Annotated in this window: 18 protein-coding genes and 2 tRNA genes; 11 read left to right on the forward strand and 9 right to left on the reverse strand. The window is 23.9% G+C overall.

Translation table 4 applies throughout. From position 1 onward, the window contains the following. Positions 1 to 4: 4 nt before the first annotated feature. Positions 5 to 292, forward strand: coding sequence for a hypothetical protein (locus RRG59_RS00885; protein WP_322902498.1), 288 nt, complete (start codon positions 5 to 7; stop codon positions 290 to 292). Positions 293 to 330: 38 nt separating this feature from the next. Here RRG59_RS00885 and RRG59_RS00890 read toward each other — a convergent pair whose 3' ends face one another. Together RRG59_RS00890 and RRG59_RS00895 are read right to left on the reverse strand one after the other, a co-directional pair. After that, complete coding sequence (locus RRG59_RS00890) at positions 331 to 1,071, reverse strand: MAG0110 family membrane protein (protein WP_322902499.1); 741 nt, start codon at positions 1,069 to 1,071, stop codon at positions 331 to 333. After that, positions 1,071 to 1,517: a hypothetical protein gene (locus tag RRG59_RS00895; RefSeq protein WP_322902500.1), complete on the reverse strand. Its 447-nt coding sequence runs from the start codon at positions 1,515 to 1,517 to the stop codon at positions 1,071 to 1,073. Before RRG59_RS00895 ends, RRG59_RS00890 begins: the two co-directional genes overlap by 1 nt. A 120-nt stretch (positions 1,518 to 1,637) precedes the next feature. On the opposite strand from RRG59_RS00895, the gene RRG59_RS00900 reads away from it, so the two are divergent. Beyond that, a complete protein-coding gene (locus tag RRG59_RS00900) occupies positions 1,638 to 2,237 on the forward strand; it encodes a ribonuclease HII (RefSeq protein WP_322900506.1) in 600 nt (199 codons plus the stop codon). Positions 2,238 to 2,279: 42 nt separating this feature from the next. After that, positions 2,280 to 3,254, forward strand: coding sequence for a ribose-phosphate pyrophosphokinase (locus RRG59_RS00905; protein ID WP_322902501.1), 975 nt, complete (start codon positions 2,280 to 2,282; stop codon positions 3,252 to 3,254). 17 nt (positions 3,255 to 3,271) lie between these two features. Here RRG59_RS00905 and RRG59_RS00910 read toward each other — a convergent pair whose 3' ends face one another. Together RRG59_RS00910 and RRG59_RS00915 are read right to left on the reverse strand one after the other, a co-directional pair. Then, positions 3,272 to 3,946 (reverse strand): hypothetical protein, encoded by a 675-nt coding sequence (locus tag RRG59_RS00910; protein WP_322902502.1) that lies wholly within the window; start codon positions 3,944 to 3,946, stop codon positions 3,272 to 3,274. Positions 3,947 to 4,223: 277 nt separating this feature from the next. Continuing rightward, positions 4,224 to 4,997: a hypothetical protein gene (locus RRG59_RS00915; protein WP_322902503.1), complete on the reverse strand. Its 774-nt coding sequence runs from the start codon at positions 4,995 to 4,997 to the stop codon at positions 4,224 to 4,226. A gap of 141 nt (positions 4,998 to 5,138) precedes the next feature. On the opposite strand from RRG59_RS00915, the gene rsmG reads away from it, so the two are divergent. Beyond that, positions 5,139 to 5,843 carry a 16S rRNA (guanine(527)-N(7))-methyltransferase RsmG gene (gene rsmG / locus RRG59_RS00920; protein WP_322902505.1) on the forward strand — a complete coding sequence of 235 codons (705 nt, stop codon included), beginning with the start codon at positions 5,139 to 5,141 and terminating at the stop codon, positions 5,841 to 5,843. A 936-nt stretch (positions 5,844 to 6,779) separates the two neighbouring features. Here rsmG and RRG59_RS00925 read toward each other — a convergent pair. Both RRG59_RS00925 and RRG59_RS00930 read right to left on the reverse strand, forming a co-directional pair. Then, positions 6,780 to 7,991 (reverse strand): IS256 family transposase, encoded by a 1,212-nt coding sequence (locus RRG59_RS00925; RefSeq protein WP_322901548.1) that lies wholly within the window; start codon positions 7,989 to 7,991, stop codon positions 6,780 to 6,782. A gap of 151 nt (positions 7,992 to 8,142) precedes the next feature. Further along, positions 8,143 to 10,083: a DNA gyrase/topoisomerase IV subunit B gene (locus RRG59_RS00930; protein WP_322900501.1), complete on the reverse strand. Its 1,941-nt coding sequence runs from the start codon at positions 10,081 to 10,083 to the stop codon at positions 8,143 to 8,145. A gap of 90 nt (positions 10,084 to 10,173) precedes the next feature. On the opposite strand from RRG59_RS00930, the gene RRG59_RS00935 reads away from it, so the two are divergent. The 3 genes from RRG59_RS00935 to proS all read left to right on the forward strand — a co-directional run bounded on the left by RRG59_RS00935 (position 10,174) and on the right by proS (position 11,857). After that, positions 10,174 to 10,257, forward strand: a tRNA-Tyr gene (locus RRG59_RS00935). 3 nt (positions 10,258 to 10,260) lie between these two features. Beyond that, positions 10,261 to 10,335: transfer RNA gene (locus RRG59_RS00940), tRNA-Gln, on the forward strand. Between the two features lie 79 nt (positions 10,336 to 10,414). After that, on the forward strand, positions 10,415 to 11,857 hold the full coding sequence (gene proS, locus RRG59_RS00945) for a proline--tRNA ligase (RefSeq protein WP_036430702.1): 1,443 nt from the start codon (positions 10,415 to 10,417) through the stop codon (positions 11,855 to 11,857). 25 nt (positions 11,858 to 11,882) lie between these two features. On the opposite strand, the gene tpiA is transcribed toward proS, so the two are convergent. Beyond that, entirely contained in the window at positions 11,883 to 12,617 is a 735-nt protein-coding gene (gene tpiA / locus RRG59_RS00950) for a triose-phosphate isomerase (protein WP_322900500.1), read from the reverse strand. 185 nt (positions 12,618 to 12,802) lie between these two features. Between tpiA and RRG59_RS00955 the strand changes: the two genes are divergently transcribed. Genes RRG59_RS00955 through recU form a run of 4 tightly spaced genes read left to right on the forward strand, consistent with a single transcriptional unit; the run spans position 12,803 to position 17,189 of the window. Then, positions 12,803 to 13,801 (forward strand): asparagine synthetase A, encoded by a 999-nt coding sequence (locus RRG59_RS00955; RefSeq protein ID WP_322902507.1) that lies wholly within the window; start codon positions 12,803 to 12,805, stop codon positions 13,799 to 13,801. Further along, the gene (locus RRG59_RS00960) at positions 13,801 to 15,426 is read left to right on the forward strand and encodes a zinc-binding metallopeptidase family protein (protein WP_322902509.1); all 1,626 of its coding nucleotides are present in this window, start codon (positions 13,801 to 13,803) and stop codon (positions 15,424 to 15,426) included. The genes RRG59_RS00955 and RRG59_RS00960 overlap by 1 nt, the downstream gene beginning before the upstream one ends. Beyond that, positions 15,413 to 16,663 carry an MFS transporter gene (locus RRG59_RS00965; protein WP_322902511.1) on the forward strand — a complete coding sequence of 417 codons (1,251 nt, stop codon included), beginning with the start codon at positions 15,413 to 15,415 and terminating at the stop codon, positions 16,661 to 16,663. Before RRG59_RS00960 ends, RRG59_RS00965 begins: the two co-directional genes overlap by 14 nt. A gap of 43 nt (positions 16,664 to 16,706) precedes the next feature. Then, a complete protein-coding gene (gene recU, locus RRG59_RS00970; RefSeq protein WP_322902512.1) occupies positions 16,707 to 17,189 on the forward strand; it encodes a Holliday junction resolvase RecU in 483 nt (160 codons plus the stop codon). Here recU and RRG59_RS00975 read toward each other — a convergent pair. Together RRG59_RS00975 and RRG59_RS00980 are read right to left on the reverse strand one after the other, a co-directional pair. Then, a complete protein-coding gene (locus RRG59_RS00975; RefSeq protein WP_036430670.1) occupies positions 17,186 to 17,467 on the reverse strand; it encodes an HU family DNA-binding protein in 282 nt (93 codons plus the stop codon). The two genes, recU and RRG59_RS00975, sit on opposite strands and share 4 nt — an antisense overlap. A gap of 418 nt (positions 17,468 to 17,885) precedes the next feature. Further along, positions 17,886 to 19,091 (reverse strand): restriction endonuclease subunit S, encoded by a 1,206-nt coding sequence (locus RRG59_RS00980; RefSeq protein ID WP_322902513.1) that lies wholly within the window; start codon positions 19,089 to 19,091, stop codon positions 17,886 to 17,888. Between the last annotated feature and the right edge of the window lie 188 nt (positions 19,092 to 19,279).

Raw genomic sequence — 19,279 nt, forward strand, 5'->3', positions numbered from 1 at the left:
ATTAATGGATTGTATTTATATCAAAAAAGAACAAACAGAAGAAAAAGAAATAGAAGATTTCTGTGAAATATTCAATATAAATAAAGATGATTTAAAAAATATTATTAATTCATATGAGGATATAAATGCAAATGGTAGATTTGAACACTTAACAAAATTCTCTTTCAATGATTCATCTAAGGAATATGTTACTGAAGTAAGGGGTTATCCAAAAATAAAACCAGCAAGACATTCAGATGTAAATGATTTTATTAAAGAATGGATAGAAAATAAAAGAAACAACAGAAATTAATATGTTGTTTCTTTTATTACATTATTTTAATTTTGTCACTATTTTCTATTACGTCCAAAAAATAATAATAAGATGTGGTAAAACAACGCTATAGAACTACTAAACAATCTAACACCTAAATATAAACCAAATAAATTAATTTCTTTGATATCTAAAGAATTCATTGATTCTAACTCTTTTTTTGCTGTATAAATTTCTATTGCTACAAAGATTGATATCAAGAGAATTGAGATAATTGAATATAATGGTTGAATATTTAAAACAAAAAACGAAATTATAAACATTATTAGCAATCCAAAAGATAACAAGGAACCTAAAATAATTAATACTTTTTGTTTGATTAAATCAAAATAACCGATTAGACCGCTAAGAAATAAGATTCCTATTGGTATTAATGAAACTAATAAGATATTTTCTACATTAATGTTTTCATTACTAAATCTTAAATAAGATAGCAAACCAGTCAATATACTGATTCAAAAAATAAATTCAAAAGGAGCAGAAAATAAAACTTTTTTTTGAATATTTCTTGTAAAAATTACTGAGATTCAATTTACTAATAATAAACCTATTACCCCAACAATTAATAATATAAATGAAGTATATATTTTATGTTGTAAAGAAATATCTGCTGTATATAACAGTCATGAACACAGGGTGCTTAACAAAATTACACCTATAAACATAATACTCATAACACTAAAAGAAATACCTCAAACTTTTCTTTTTACACTAGAATTTGTGTGAAATTTAAAATCTAAATTGTATTGTTCATTCATTATAAATCCTCCTTATTAATAATTTGACTACTTAATTTTAAATCATATGGACAAGTTAATAAATTGTTTTGAACATCATATTCAACAAACTTTATATCATAATCATATTGTCTTTGATAAAATTCACCATTTAAAAATTTAAATTGTATTGTAGGAACTACAAAAACCTCTCTATAATCTGCTATATCATTTAATTTAAATACTGATGTATATTCTATTTTATAATCAATTAATATTTTGTTTTTTAATAATTCTTTTTCTTGTTGAGTAAAAAACTCCATAATATTCATATAATTTAAATTAAGAATTTCTTCCGTATTTTCTTGATTTTTTTTATCTTTATAAAATTCATCGAATTCATTTTTATCTAATAAATTTTTTTGAAACTTTTTAAAATCTTCTAAAAATAAACTATAAATTTCTAAAGATTTATCAAAACCAAACATATACATCCAATTTCCTAAACATATATTGCATTTACTATATATTTTAACAGACATATTTTCCTTTTAAAAATTATAACAAAGTAATTTATAAGACAACTTTAATCAATGTAAAATTATGTTATGTTAGATTATGAATTAAAATTTTTAAAAAACTATAAAAATATAGCAGGTACAGATGAAGTAGGTAGAGGTTGTTTAGCTGGTCCTTTGGTAGTTGCTTGTGTTATATTACAACCAAATTATATAAATCCAGAAATTAAAGACTCTAAAAAGTTATCAAAAACTAAAAGAGAAAAATTATATGACGAAATAATTAAAAATTGCTTAGAATACAAAATAATAACAAAAGACGTAAAAGAAATTAATAATTATAATCCAAAAGAAATGTCTATTCAAGGAATGGAACAATGTATCATAAGTTTAAATAATAAACCAGACATTGTATTAACTGATTATGAAAAAATTAATATACCATATAAACAAATTAACTTAACTAAAGGAGATAGTGTTTCACAAAGTATTGCTGCTGCATCTATCTTAGCAAAAGTATATAGAGATAAACTAATGGATGATTATCATAAATTATATCCAGAGTATGATTTTAAAAATAATAAAGGTTATGGAACAAATAAACACTTAGAAGCTATTGAAAAATATGGAGTTTTAAAGGATTTTCATAGATTAAAATATAAACCTATAAAAGATAAATTAAATAACTAAAAATAAAATAAAAATATAAAATTATGTTGGAAGGTGGTTTTAATGAATAAAAACGAAACAGTATTATTTGGAATGAAAAATGCTGAAAAAATAGCAGAAAAGGTATCAAAATTAATAAATGTTCCTCTATCAAAAATTAATAGAACAGTTTATGCAGATGGCGAAGTAATGTTAGTATCAGAACCAACAGTTAGAGACAGAGATGTTTTCATAATTGCAAGTACTAGCAAACCAGTTAATGATAATATAATAGAACTATTATTATTTATTGATTCTTTAAAGAGAGCAAGCGCAAGAACAATTAATGTATGCTTAACATATTATGGTTATGCTAGACAAGACAGGAAAGCAAGTGGTAGGCAACCCATAGGAGCAAAGTTAGTAGCAGACTTATTACAAACAGCCGGTATTACAAAAATTACTTGTGTTGACTTACATAATCCATCTATTCAAGGTTTTTTTAATATACCTGTAGATGATTTAAAAGGTCAATATCCTATTGCGATTGCTTTAAAAGAAACAGGAGAAAAATTCACAGTTGTATCTCCAGATCATGGAGGAACAGTAAGAGCACGTAAATTAGCAGAACTAATTGCTGATACTGTGCAAATTTGTATTATTGATAAAAGAAGAACAGGTGTTAATCAAACAGAGGTTATGGGTATTTTAGGTAATATAGAAGGCCAAAATGCAGTTATTATTGATGATATTATTGACACAGGTGGAACTATATTAAAAGCAGTTGAAACACTTAAAAAACATGGGGCTAAAAAAGTTATAGTAGCTGCAACACACGGAATTTTTACAAAAGGATTTGATATATTTGAAAATCATCCTGATGTTTCAAAAGTAATAATAACTGATAGTATTGATAATTATGAATTATTGAATAAGTTTAAAAAATTACAAATCGTTTCTCTTGGTGATTTCTTAGGTAGAGTAATAAATGCTTCTTTAGGTGGTGATAGTATCTCACAAATTTATATCGACTATAAAAAAGAAATTTCAAGGATGTAAAAAATAATCCATTAGGATTATTTTTTTTCATTAATTAATTCACTAAGTCTCTTGAACTCAGGAATAGGGAAGAAGTCATTAGTTGTAAGATTTCATTTATATATTCAGTATAAATTTTCTTTATTAATTTGATAATAATCTTTGATTATTGTATTTTCTCTATTAATAATATTAATATAATCATTTATAGGTATTATACTTGGGTCCACTACTTCTTTTTTTTTAAGTAAAGTATCATATCCTTCTATATTATGCTCTAGAAAATCTAAAGTTGTAAATAAAACAGTAGTGGTACCTTGTAATGAAAACAATTTAAAATCAGGAATAATTTTATTATTCTCTTTTTTAAAGAAAACAGATTCATTTTGATTATTTAATAAGTTGTAATAATCAATTGACATCATATTTTCTCAAGAAATAGAAGGATTTAGAAATATATAGTCAGATATATCTTCTTTTCCTAATAGTGTTTTTATATAATCTATTGAGTTTTCAAGTTTGTAATGTGGGTGAAGTTTAAAGAGATAGTTATATTCACTTTTTGGATATAATTCTTCTATTTTTCTAAAATATTTTATTCCAGTTTCTCTTATGTTAGAATTATTTTTATATGCACCATTTCTAAAAAGGGAACTACCAATAAAAATCATATTCTTCTTATTTTTATCATATTTATCAGAGTCAGATATCATAAAATCTTTTGATGATTTAGTTGTATTTTGTGTTTTTAAATTATTAAGATAAAATATATCATTTAAGTAATCTGTGTTTTTTAAAAAACTTTCAGAACTTAATTTTAATAGTGAAGTTGGATATGAATGAACATCAATTTTTGCTCATGATTTATTTAATTTATCAAGAATTTTATTAAAACTTATACTATAACTACCTTGAAAATTAAATATTTTTACTTTGTCTATTAATCTTAAATATTCTCTTGTGTTGTATTTTTTAATATTTTCCTTGGTATTAAATGAACTCTTTATATCTTCAATTTCTATCGGTTGTTCTTTTTTTGTTTATATATTCAAAATATTCTGGAATAAATTTATTCAATTGAGCATTACCATAAGAAATAATCGTTAGTTTCTTAGTGTGTTTAAATAAATATTCTTTTGCATCTGCTTTTAAACCAGTTAAAGATATATCAAGGATAACTATATTAAAAAGAGCATTAGGATTATCAATTAAAAAAGGTTTAAAAATATACTCTAAGAAATTTTTACTAGGAATAACTTTATATTCTTCTTCTGTTGAGTTAAATAAATAAGAAAACTTCCCAGTGTCTTTTACTAAATGAAATTTGTTATCTATTAAACTTTCACCATATTTTTCTTCTAAATAATTTAAATTAAATCTATTTCCATCCTTTAAAACATCGCTATCACCAACATAAATTAATTTAGTATTATTATTTTTAATTTTGTGTGAATAATTTAAAACACTTATAGCATGTTGCATACTAGTATTTCAAACTTGTCCAGCATTTCTATTAAAGTAAAAAGTAGGAGAGTTATCAATAGCAGTTTCTTTAATATCATCAAAAAATACATTATATTGGTTTTCTTTGTATTTTTGGATTTCTGGGTCTAGAGTAAATTCTCTTTGCTCAATGTCTTTAATACCATTAAAATCTAAATCCTCATAAACATTTAAATCGCTTTTTACTTCTTCATTTATTTTTATTTCTTTATCAATACATGAAGTAATATATAAAGGGGAAGAAATTAAAGATAAAAACATTAAAATTTTTTTAAATTTACAGTATTTGCTTATAACAAAACTATTATATATATATATATATATATATCAAAAGAAATTTATAATCTTTTTTTTTGATTTGTTATTAACAAATATATTTTTATAATATTGTAAAATTCTTTTATGAATAAAAATCAAAAAGTAGTATATGAACTATGTCTTAAAAATAATTGAAATTATGAAAAACTAGAAAAATATGTAGAACTCATTGAAGAAAAAAATAAAGTTATGAATTTAACTGGTTTTTCTGGAGACAAACTATGAGGAGACGGAGTTTTAGAATCATTAAATTTTATGAAAACTATAATTAATGACCAAAATCATATTAAATTCCTAGATATAGGTTCAGGTGTTGGTTTCCCTTCCTTACCTTATTTTATAGCCAACCCTAATTTCGAATTAGACATTTTTGAACCCTTACAAAAAAGAGTTAATTTTTTAAACTTAGTTAAAGAAGTTCTGAATTTAAAAAATATTAATATCTATAAAAAAAGAATGGAAGAAGAAAAAAACAAAAATATTTATGATATAGTTTCTGCTCGTGCAGTTGCAGATGTTCAAACAATGTTACTTGCAGGTTTTCATTTAGTTAAATTAAATGGAACAATGATTTTGTTAAAAAGCAAGAATATCAAAAAAGAAATTCAAGAAGCATCTTTTCCTTTAAATAAACTAAAAGCCGAAATATGAATAAAAGAATTATTTTCACCAAATATTGATAGAGACAATAAAATCCTTTTTATAAAGAAATTAAGGAGTACTCCAGCAAATTTCCCTTATCCATGAAAAGAAATAATAAAAATAAAAAAGCACCAGAAGTTACATTAGATGCTTTTTCGATAATGTATTCACAAGAACAACATTATTTTAAATTAAAAAACATATAAATATTATGAAGTATAAATATTTACTTAAGACAGATGCTTAATAAATATTGAATAAAATTAAAAAATATATTTATTTATTAAAATAAATGTATTTTTTAATAATTATTTTATTTTTTTGAAAAGAAGTTTATTTATAAATCTCAATATTTTTTAATTTTATAACTCATTTTATTATTAAAAGTGTCAAAAAAAACACCGAATTAACGATGCTTATTGATTAGTATAAATAATTTATAAAAATAAAAACATTATAACAATAAAAAGGAGAAAATACTCAAAATAACACTAAAAAACAAGAGAGAGAATGGAGCGATGGTATTTATGTCCGAATTCTAAAGAATAAAGATAAAACAGTTTAACACATTAAAAAAATAAAATTTGGTGACTAAGTATTGAATTAAACAAAAAAAGGAGGAGTATCTGACTGACGCTCATTATCAGATATTAAAAATATAATTAGAAAAGTTTTGTTTGTGCTTCTTTTCAATCTTTCAAAAAAAACTAACATATAATTATAATAAAGTCAAAAAAAAGTTTAGGAATAAAAATATATAGAAAGGAGACATATGCCTAAATATATTTATACTAAATAGAAAATTATTATTTTCTGTTCTTGTTGGAACTGTATTATATTTTGTGTAAATTCTCTTTAACTTACTTTTTAAAGTAAGAGAAAAGTGATAGCAAAACACAAATCTGGTTCTATTATAACAGAAAAAACCAAACAAAATGTCAAAAAGACGGAATGTCATTTCCGCTTTTTGACATTTTGTTTGGTTTTTGTTTTTTTAACCCTTCCGTCCCTTGATTGCAATCAAGGGATACCTTACTTTTTTAAAAAAAGTAAGACAAAAAACTTTAATTTTAAAAATAATTTTTAGTTGTTTTCTTTAAATATTATTAATAATTGACTTAAGATTTGTCCTCAGTTTGGAGTAATTTTATCTCATTTTGCAAGTTGATTATTTATAGCAAAATATACTGATTTCATAAGTGATTCTTCTGTTGGAAAAGAAGTTTTTGTTTTAGTAATTTTTCTTATGTTTCTATTAAGGTTTTCAATAATATTAGTTGTATAAATTAACTTTCTTATTTCTTTTGGGAAATTAAAAAATGTAACTAATTCTTCAAAATTATCTCTTCAACTTTTAATGGCATACATATATTTATCTTTTCACTTATCTTCAAAAATTTGTAAAAATCTTGTTGCTTCATCAATATTATTTGCCTGATAAATATTTTTCATATCTTTTGTAAACTCTTTTAAGTCTTTGTAATTAACAAATTTAACTGAGTTTCTGATTTGGTGAACTACACATTTTTGTATTTGGGTTTTAGGAAAAACTGCTTTAATAGCATTTGATATACCTGTTAAGTTATCACTTGAAATAATAAAAATTTCTTGTACACCCCTTAATTTAAGGTCATTTAGTACTTGCATTCAGTATTTTGCACTTTCAGATTCACCTATTCAAAAACCTAAGACATCTTTTTGTCCTTCAAGTGTATAACCCATAACTATATAAACAGATTTTTCAACCAATCTATTTTCTTCTTTAACTTTAAATCTAATCCCATCTATAAAAACCATAGCATATTCTTTTTCTAATGGTCTGTTTCTTCACTCAATTATTTGTGGCATTATTTTATCTGTTATTCTACTTACAAATGATGGTTCAACATCAATACCATAAATTTCATGTAATGTTGAAGAAATATCTCTTGTGGACATACCGCTGCTATAAAGTTTAATTACTGCACCTTCAATAAAAGAAATATCATATTGAAATTTTGGAACTACTTGTGGTTCAAACTCAGCGTTTCTATCTCTTGGTATTTTTAAATTTATATCACCAAATTGTGATCTAACTTTTTTATCATATGAACCGTTTCTGTAATTATCTTTAATTGCTTTTTCATGTTCATATCTATCATAACCAAGATAATTTTTCATCTCTTCTTGTAAAATTTTTTCAATTAAATCTTTAGTTTGAGACTTAAGAATTTCTTGAACGTCTTCAATAGTTTTTGGTTTATACTGATTATATAATTTTTCAGTATCAAGATTAAATGTATTTTTCTTTTGCATAAAAAATCTCCTAATATAAATATTTTAAATTAAATATTTGCTATTAAGAGAATTTACACAAAATTAACTACACTTCCTTCTTGTTAGACATAAACAAGAACATATAATTATACATAAAGTAATTGAAAGACGTGAAAAATCATTCAGTTAATTATAAATTCTTGTTTGTTTTAACTATTTGTTCCATATATGAAACATCTTCTATACTAAAATCAATATGGTTGTCAATTCATTCTTTCCTTTTTGATGAATCTTCTCCCATAAGAACAGAAACTCTTCTCTCAGATAATATTGCATCTTGTAAATTAATTTGAATAAGAGTTCTAGTTTCTGGATTCATAGTTGTTTCTCAAAGTTGTTCAGCATTCATTTCTCCAAGTCCTTTATATCTTTGTAATTCACAAGAACCTTTTTCTTTGCTTAATTTTTCTTTTAATTGTTCTTCATCTCAAGCATAGGAAATTGTTTTTCTTGTCTTGTTTGTGATTTTATAAAGAGGAGGAATAGCTATATAAACTTTTTTAGCTTCAACAAGAGGTTTCATAAATCTATAAAAGAATGTTAAGAGTAAAATTTGAATATGAGCACCGTCAGTATCAGCATCTGTCATTATAATTATTTTTCCATAGTTTGATTTACTTAAATCAAAGTTGTTTCCGTATCCTGCACCAATTGCATTAATGATTGTGACTATTTCATTGTTTTTTAACAGATCGGTTATACTTTTCTTTTCTGAATTAATAACTTTTCCTCTAAGCGGTAAAATAGCCTGATAGTTTCTGTTTCTACCACTTTTTGCAGAACCACCAGCAGAATCTCCTTCAACAATAAATAATTCCCTTTCAGATGGTTTTTTAGATATGGCAGGGGTTAATTTATCACTGATTATACTTTTTTCTTTTAATGATTTATTTGTTTGTCTTCTTTCGTCTTTACGTTTTTTTTCTTCTATTTTAAGTTCATATGCTCTTTTTATTTTTTCTAATAATTTTTTGAATGTTGTTTTGTTTTCACTTATTCATTTTTCTAGATATTTATAAACTATTTCTTCGGTAACTAGTTTTGCCTCAGGAGTACCCAATTTGTCTTTTGTTTGACTAACAAATTCTAATAAATTCTCAGGAACTTTAAGAGAAATAACACAGGTCAAACCTTCTTTTATTTCATCGAAATCAAAGTTATTTTTTCCTTTTAAAACACCTTCTTTAAGAGCATATTCATTAATGATTTTAACAATAGCATTTCTTAGTCCAATTTCATGAGTTCCACCATCTCTAGTTTTTACATTGTTAACAAAACTTAAAGTTAAGTGTGAATATGAATCTGTTCATTGAAAACCGAATTCCACTTCTATTTCTTTCTTTTTATCTTTGAATGAAATGGATTTAGTTATTGGAGATTTAGTTTCATTTAAAAAATCTATAAAAGCAGTAATTCCATTGCTATATTTGTATGTTTCTTTAAATTCTTTTATTTCATCAACAACAGTTATTTCTAAATTAGAGATTAAAAAAGCGCTTTCTTTTAATCTTTCTGCTATTGTGTCAATATTTAATTTAACTTTCTTAAAGAAATCATAATCAGGTCAAAATTCAACTACTGTTCCTCTTAGTTTAGTTTTACCTGTTTCATGAGTTTTTTGTACTATTTTTTCACCATTAAATTCAGTTAAATAAGTTTTACCATCTCTATGCACAGTTGCAATAAGTTTTTTAGAAAGTGCATTAGTTACACTGGAACCAACCCCATGCAAACCACCTGATGTTTTATAAGCAGAAGAATCAAATTTTCCTCCTGCGTGTAATTCTGTAAAAACAAGTTCAACAGCTGTTCTATTATCACCTTTAACTTTATCTACTGGTATTCCTCTTCCATTATCTGAAATAAGAACAGAACCATCTTTTCTTAAATTTACAAGGATTTTATTAGCATATCCAGCTAATGCTTCATCAATTGCATTATCAACTATTTCTCAGACTAAGTGATGCAATCCTTTTTCATCGGTTCCACCTATGTACATTCCAGGTCTTTTTCTAACTGCTTGTAACCCTTTTAGTTGTTGAATACTATCTGCATTATATTGTTTAGTCATATTTTTAATTATATAATACATAATATAGATTTATTAAATATGAAAATATTTTTTATTTTATTTTTTAATGGTATAATAATTTAGCAATATGGGGGGATAGCAAAGCGGCCAAATGCGGGTGGCTGTAACCCACTTTCTTAGGATTCGGGGGTTCGAATCCCTCTCCCCCCACCATTTTGCCCCATAGCCAAGCGGTAAGGCATCGGGTTTTGGTTCCGACATGCGTTAGTTCGAATCTAACTGGGGCAGCCATATCATCTCTGCAAAGAGGTGTTTTTTTATATCCTTTTACCCCTTTTTTATATATAAAAAAGTGTATAATATGCAAACTATGAATAAAGAGATAGATAAAATTACTCCACTTGAACAAGATTTTGCAAAATGATACACTGACGTAGTTAAAAATGGTAATTTAATTGCTTATGGACAATCAAAAGGTTCTATTATTTTTAAACCAAATTCTTATGGAATTTGAGAGTTAATTCAAAAAGAATTGAATTCTGTTTTTGCTAAAAAAGGAATTAAAAATGTTTATTTACCTCTTTTAATCCCAGAAAGTTTATTTAAATTGGAAACAGAACATGTTGAAGGATTTAATCCAGAACTAGCAACTGTAACACACGTGGGTGAAAAAGAATTAGCAGAAAAATTCTATATACGGCCTACATCAGAAGTTCTTTTTGCTGATTTATTTAAAAAATCTATCAATTCTTATAATGATTTACCACTAGTTTACAATCAATGAGCAAATGTTGTTCGTTGAGAAAAAACTACTAATCCTTTTTTAAGATCTAGAGAATTTTTATGACAAGAAGGCCACACTTGTCATTCTGAACCATTAGAAGCTAGAAGATTTACTCGTGAAATGATTAAAACATATGCTAAATTCTTAAAAGAATATTTAGCTATACCAACAATAATTGGTAAAAAAACTCCAAAAGAAAAATTTGCTGGTGCTTGTTCTACATACACAATTGAAGCAATGATGAAAGACGGGAAAGCGCTTCAATCGGGAACAAGTCATTACCTAGCACAAAATTTTTCTAAAGCATTTGGTATTACTTTTAAAAATAATCAAAACACAGAAGAATATGTTTATCAAACATCGTGGGGTGTATCTACAAGATTATTGGGTGCTATTATTATGACTCATGGAGATAATAGAGGAATAATTATTCCACCAAGGATTGCACCTACTCAAATTGATATTTTAGAATTCTTTTCAAAAAAATCTGAAAAAGTACAAAAAATTGCTAAACAACTATATGTTGATTTAAGTAGAAAATACAGAGTTAACTTAGACTCATCAGATAAAAATCCTGGTTTTAAAGCTTCTAATAGTGAAATCCAAGGTGTTCCAGTTAGAATAGAAATAGGACCAAGAGACGTTGAAAATGATATTGTTACAATAGTAAGAAGGGATACATTAGAAAAAATTCAAACAAATATAAATGATGTTAAAAAAACTATTGATTTCTTAATGGATGATATACACGAGAACCTTTATAATTCAGCAAAACAAAGATTAGACAATAATACAGTGTTTGTTACTGATTATGAAGAATTTAAAAAAGAAATAAATAATGGTAAATTTGTTTATTCTCCTTTTTGTTGTTTAGATTATGCAGAAGAAAGAATCAAAGAAGAAACAGGGGCATCATCTAGATGTATTCCAATAAGAGAATTTGAAAAACCTGATGAAAAGCATAAATGTATTTTTGAAAATTGTGACAACAAAACAAATAGATATGTAATTTTTGCAAAAGCATACTAAAAAATAGGAAATTGAATTCCTATTTTTATTTACCTAATGTTAATAATTGAACAAAACTATTTGCATCCAGTGAAGCTCCACCAACTAAGAATCCATCAATATCTTTTTGTGAAGATAATTCAGATATATTTTTAGGTGAAACACTTCCACCATATTGAACTATTAAATTTTTAGAAGTAATTGAATGTATATATTCACAAACATCTTGAGCAATTTCTGGTGTTGCAACTTTCCCAGTTCCTATTGCTCAAATAGGTTCATAAGCAACGATGATTTTTGAATAGTCTAAACTTTTTAAAGATTCTTCAATTTGTTTTTTAACAATTTCTTTTGTTTTTCCGTTTTCGTATTCTTCTAAAGTTTCTCCAACACAAATTACAGGAATTAACCCATTGCTTAATACAGTTTGTGCTTTAGCATTTATAATTTCATTGGTTTCACCATAATAACTTCTTCTTTCAGAATGACCCAAAATAACATATTTAGTGTTTAAATCTTTTAACATATGAATTGAAACTTCACCAGTATAAGCACCTGATAAATGTTGAGAAACATTTTGTGCTGCTAATTTTAATTCAGATATTTTATTTTCTTTAAATGCAAATAAATTTGTAAACGGACTAGCAACAGCAAAATCTAGTTTATTATAAATTAAACTCTCTTTCTCTTTATAAATTTTTGCAAATTCTTTTAAGAATTCTTGTGTTTCTGAAAATGTTTTGTTCATTTTTCAGTTTCCAATAATAACTAATTTTTTCATATAAATTCCTTGTGTATTTTATTTATTTAAATTCTATTATTTTTATTTTAAACTAATAGAAAAAAAATAATTATATATGGAAATATTATGCAAAAAGCCTTTAAAAAATTGTACTTTTTATTGAATATTATTTATATGAGGTTCATAAAACTAAATGTCTATTATAATTATGGCAGGAGAGAGAAGTGAATTTTAAAAAATACAAAAATAATTTTTTGGATTATGTTTTAAATCAAAGATATGGAATATTAACAGAATTATATTCAGAAATTTATTATTTAACTTATAAATGAATGAAGAAAAATAACATAAAATGTGTAAACTTACCAATTACAACTCAAAGTGTTTCAAGTCCTATGGGTTTAGGAAGTGATTCATTACCTTATAAAGTTATTTCTAAGAAAAACAAATATGAATTTTATCTTGCAGATAGTATGCAATTTTATTTAGAATTATTATTAAGAGTTAGAAATGTTGAATCTGTTGGTTATATTTCATCTTCTTTTAGAGGTGAAGAAGTTGATAAAAGACATTTACATCAATTTAATCATTTTGAAGTTGAGTTTAAATATGACTTAAAAAAGTCTAAAAAACTTATTATTAAATATCTAAAGTATGTAGTTAAAAATTTATTAAAAACTCATAAGAAAGAACTTGAATTTTTTGATAAAGATAATTCATGAAGATTAAATAAATGATTAACTAACAAAGTTATCAATCTTTCTTTTAATGACGGAATAAAAATTTTAGACAGAGAATGCAAACAAGGGATTTCTCAACAAAATAATTTTATTTCAATCAATTCTATTGGTGAAAAATATTTAATTGAAAAATTTAAGGAAAAAATTATTTGATTAAATAACTTCCCTGAAATACTAGTACCTTTTTATCAACAATCAATAAATGGTTATGCAATCAATTCTGATTTGTTAATTGGAATAGGAGAAACTATAGGTGGTGGCCAAAGATCTTTTGATTACAATGAAACAATAAATTCAATTAAAAAACATAAAAATAATCCAGAAGAGTATGAATGATACTTAAAAATGAAATCAGAAAAACCATTATTAACTTCAGGTTTTGGAATGGGAATAGAAAGATTTATGTTATTTTTGATAGGTGAAGATGATATTAGAGAAGTGCAATTAATTCCAAGAGAAACAGATTTGGAGGTATTACCATAATGAAAACTATACTTAACTTAATTTCAGAAAACCTTGAGAAATTCAATGAAGCAAATAATAGTGATTTACATTTAATATTAAAAGGAAGTTATTTGTTTTATGAAAAACAAATGACAAAAAGAATTCCTAATGATTTAGATTTTTCTTTTTATGGTGAACACTCTTTTAATTTAAGAAATAAGTTTATCAATTCCTTGAAGGAAAATAATGAACTTGAAATTATCAAAGAAGATGAAAACCTAAATATATATAAACTCAACGGAATTAGCATTGAATTTATATTACTTGAATCATTAGATTCTAGTACAACAGTAAAGAGAGAACAAAAATATATAGATCAAATAAATTTAAGTCTTGCTTTTAATCAAAAAATAATGATGATTTCTTATGTTTTAGATGATGTATATCCACATAATGCTAATGCGAAAATGACAAATATAATTAATGATTTAAATGAAATATGACCTAGTTTAATCAAAAATAATCAATATGAAATTATTTCTGACAAAGTTTTGTATAACTTATTTTGAAATAGTTTTTATATTTATTGATATTATGACTATGATAGGATGTTGAACCTTAATTTTGATTTAAACAAAATTAAAAAGTTTGCAAATTTAATTAAATACCCAGAAATTTATAAGTCAATCTATAAATTATTTGATTATATTAATAATCACCCAAAAATACAAAAATTGATGAAGTTTATGGATCGATTGTTAAAAAACAAAGAAAAAATTCTCTCGGATTTTAAAAATTATTTAAATTTTCCAAGTCTTCCTGGTTTTGAAAAAAATTTCATAAACAGATATTTTAAAAATAAAATAACTTATGAAAATAATGCTGCTTCTTTTGTTTTAAAAAATTCCCAAAACAATATTGTGTTTGTTAGTCATTGTGATGAAGTCGGTGGCTTAGTAATAAATAAAAATGTTTATAATCAAGGTACAATGTATTGAGAAGATGGAGATTACATTTTGTATGATGAAAATTCATCAGAAATTAAATCAGTTCGTTGTTTTAAAATCGATAATTATATTTATTCAGAGGAAAAGGATAGAAAGATTAATAGACCACACTTAATTTGCAATAACCTAGATAATAATATTTATCAAATATTACCTAAACAAGAAGTATCTGTTAGTGGTTTTAAAATAAAATCGAGAAATCAAGATAATAAGATATCAAATATCTTATTAAATAATTTATTAGATTACGGAGATATAAATGTAATTTTAACAACAAAAGAAGAATTATTATTACAAGGTTCTAAAGATACTTCTGTATTAAATGAATTAAATAAATATAAATACATAATTAATTTAGATGTAAATCAATCTGATCAATGAGATATAGAAGGTATACAAATTAGAGTAGCAGATAACTTTACTGCTCCTAATGTCAAACTTATTAATGAAATATCTCAAATTTGTCTAAATAATAATATTCCTTATTCTTTACACTTTGGATCAGGTTCAACAGATTTAACGAATTTTCAAAATTTAAATGCTATTACTTTATCAATATCTGCATCGCTGATTCATTGTATAAAATCAGAAACATTATTAAAGAATTTCTTTTATTTATTATGGATTTGCCTGGAGTTAAATGATGAACTTTCTTAAAAATTCCATTAAATATACTTCCTCTCTTTCTATTTCTTTAGTAGGTTCTGAAACATTTAAATTCGCTTCTTCATTATATATTTATAAAATAACAGGAGATTTTTGACTTGTTACTATATTGTATTTATTAATACAAATACCATCTTTGATTATCTATTTATTGAGTTCAAAAATAACATCATTAAAATTTAATAATAAATATGTTTTATTCTTCTGTGATGTTTTAAGTTTTTTAACATTAGGTATTTTATTAACATTGTTTTTTGTATTACCAAAATCTGAAAGTAAAGCATTTTCAATTATTTTAATTACTTTTAGTACTATATTAGGTTTTATACATTCATTAAGATTTATTTATTTAAAAAATATTGTTTATTATATAACTTATAATAATAAACAATTACACAATATTAATATTTTATCTACATTTAGTACTTCTTTTGGTTTCTTAATATCATCTATATTAACTATCTTGCTATATAATAAATTGGATTTCTTTATTTTAATAATAGCTAATATGATTACTTATATAATATCAGGTTTATTATATTTATGATTAAGTTTAAGTTCAACAAAAACAAAGTTTGATTCAGAAAATAAAGAAACTCAGAAGAATAAAACAACAACTTATAAATGAATATTTATTTTATCAAGCAGTTTTATTATAGGTATTTTCTTGATGCCTAGAAATGCAAATTTAACTCCATTCTTTAAATATATAAACTCTAATGAGTTTAAAATAGATGAGTGAGGTCCATACTTAAATTTAATATTTTCTGCTTTTTCATTAATTGGTACTTTATTGAATTATTGAATATTTAATTCAATAAAGAAAAAGATTAATATTAATTACATTTTGTTTCCACTTTTAATAACAAATATTTTATGATTAATTTTCGGATATATAAATAATACACAAGTACAATTTTATAGTTATTTATCAATTGTTGCAATTCAACAAATATTATTTAGTATATTCTTATCTACTTTTTATAGTATGTCTTATATTTTATTTGACAAAAGTAAGTTTCATACCCAAAATGGTATTTCTCTTGCATTAAGAATTATCTTTTATAGTGTGATTTCTATTACAAGTACATTTATCACAATTTATTCTTCATATTACTTTTCATTCTTATTCTTTACAATTGTCATTGGTATACTTTGTTTTATTTCAATTTTGGGAAATTATAAAATTAAAAGAAATGAATTAAAAACAAAACAAGAACAAAATTAGTTCTTGTTTTGTTTTTAATTCTCTTTTTGATTATTTACAATATATGAAAAATAAAGGAATGTTTTTAGAAGCGGTTATAAATAAAACAATTAATTATTTTTGACAAAATAATATTGCTTTTATTCAAAAGAAAGGTTTAGATTTAAAGATTAATAAAATTCAAAAAATTAATAATAAATTAGTTGTTAATGATTCAAATATTTATAAGAAAAGTACTGTTGATTATATAGGTTGTTATAATGGTTCATTTATTTGTTTTGAAGCAAAGAGTTGTAATGAAGATAGATTTGATTTATCAAACCTTAAAGAACATCAGTTAGAGTATTTGAATTTAATTCATAACAACAAAGGGATTTCTTTTGTTATTTTATTCTTTTCTCATATTAACAGATTTTTTAAAGTAAATATTAATTATCTTAATGCATTATTTAAAAATAAAATCAAATCATTGCATATAAATGATTTAATAAAAAATTCTAAGGAATTATTCTTAGAATTTCCATGTATATTAAATTTTTTGGATTAAGCACCAAAATCAACTAATTCTTTTAAGTATTTAGAAGGTTTATATCTAACAGTTCTTTTTTGTGGAACAACTTGTTCTTTTCCTGTGAATTTATTAACAATTGTACGTTGTTTTTTAACAACAGTAGAGAAAATTCCAAAATCAGATAATCTAACTGTATCTTCAGCAATTAATTGTTCTTTTAAAACAAATAACATAGCATCAAGAACTTGTTCAACTTCTTTTGGTTTAACTTCTAATCTATCAGCAACTTCTGCTAAGAATTCTTTTTTAGTCATTTTAAAAAATCTCCTTGTAAATTTATATCTATATTATAATATTTTTTACTAAAAACACTATAATTTAAGGAAAAAGAAAAAAACTTTTATTTAAATAAAAAAAACACAATCTGCAACATTGTGTTTTTTACCCTCCTATTAATTTTTGAATAATATATCCCTTATTTATATCCTTCATTCTATTATTCAAAAATCTTCCTTCAATTAAGTTATATAAAATAACCTTTTAACTAGTATTTATTGAATTAATAATATTATACCACTTTGTCTGATTAAATTATTTTAAATTACTATTATTTCTTTTTATATGTAATGATATTTGAGCTTAAGAGTTGTTGATTAAAAAAATACTTAAGCATATAGAACTTATGTTTAAGTATTTTTTTATGGATATCTAAAATTTAATAAGGTATATAAATTATACAAACATTTTTTGTAATAATGCTTCTTTTATTTGTTTAAGTTTATTGAGTTTGGAATGGTAGAGAGTTATGAGGGAATCTATCTTACAAAAGAAATCTCCGATTTTTTGTTGTTCAGAAAAATTTCTTGATATTAATATTATATTATCTTTTAACTGATTTGAATTCATACTTGGGATACCAGCTTGATTAAAAGAAAAATTAATTTGACTAACTGAAAGATTTAGAAAGTTAATATTCATGTTTTTATTATATGGTAATAGAGTTTTTAATCTTATTATAGGGGTGAAAAACATTTTTCTAACAACCGGGAAACCAATAGTACCAATTGAAGAAATTGTTATTGCTTCTGTGTTTATTGAATAATTGTCAGAAAAACCTCATATCGCATTAGCTTCTTGTCCATTTGAATATATAGGGTATTTATACATACCTACTGGATGTTTTGAGTTTTTATAGTTTTTAGGTGGTTCACCACCAGTAATAACTTTAAAAATATCATCCAATTTTTCCTCTTTTCACTCTTCATTAAATCCTTTAAATCTTATTCTAGGTGTTTTTGAATTACCTTCAGGGAACATCTTTTGTAGGAGAGTTTCTTTGAGTTGTTTGAGTTTATTGAGTTTAGTTTGTTCGATGGTAATTAGATTAGAAATCTGGTCTAAAAGTTTTCCGATTTTTTGTTGTTCAGAAATATTCGGTAATAAAATATTTAGTTTCATAAATCTTCTATTAGATATATTAAATCTTGAAATACCTTGAGCAAGTAAAACTATGTCTTTTCTTAGTTGATTGTTTCTTAAGTTGTATGCAAGGAAGTTTATATAATAATTATTTATGTTGTTTAACCTTATGCCAAAACAAAATGAATTTAAATATATATTTTCCTTATCTTTAAAAGGTCAAATCGATGTCATTCCAACTTCTTCTGGTATTTCAGAAGAAGTTGTAACAAAAATATCTCCATACTTTACACTGTTTTGCTTACAGTCTTCTTCGATTCTATCTAGTCCTTTAAGATTAGCAATGGGGTTATTAAAAATATTTAAATATGTAATATACCTTGAATTACCATGACCAAAATCTTTTTTTGTTTTACCCGACAAACCAGTATATGTTTGTCCTATTTCTTCTAATTTCTCCTCTTTCCACTCTTCATCAAACCCTTTAAATCTAACAGATGGAACTAAAACTTTTTTCATAATTACCCTTATTTATTTAATTATAACATTATAAGTCTCTAAATACAGACATATAATGAGCATATACATTTAAATCAGTATTATTAAATAATAAAATGATATGTATTAAATAACTCAAATATGTTGGTATTTAAAAAAAGATTTTTTAATAGTTATTAATTTATTTCAAATTCAGAGATTTTATACAT

Origin of the sequence: Mycoplasmopsis felis, assembly GCF_034647055.2 — a bacterium.
In the GTDB taxonomy this organism is placed as follows: Bacteria; Bacillota_I; Bacilli_A; order Mycoplasmatales; family Metamycoplasmataceae; genus Mycoplasmopsis; species Mycoplasmopsis felis.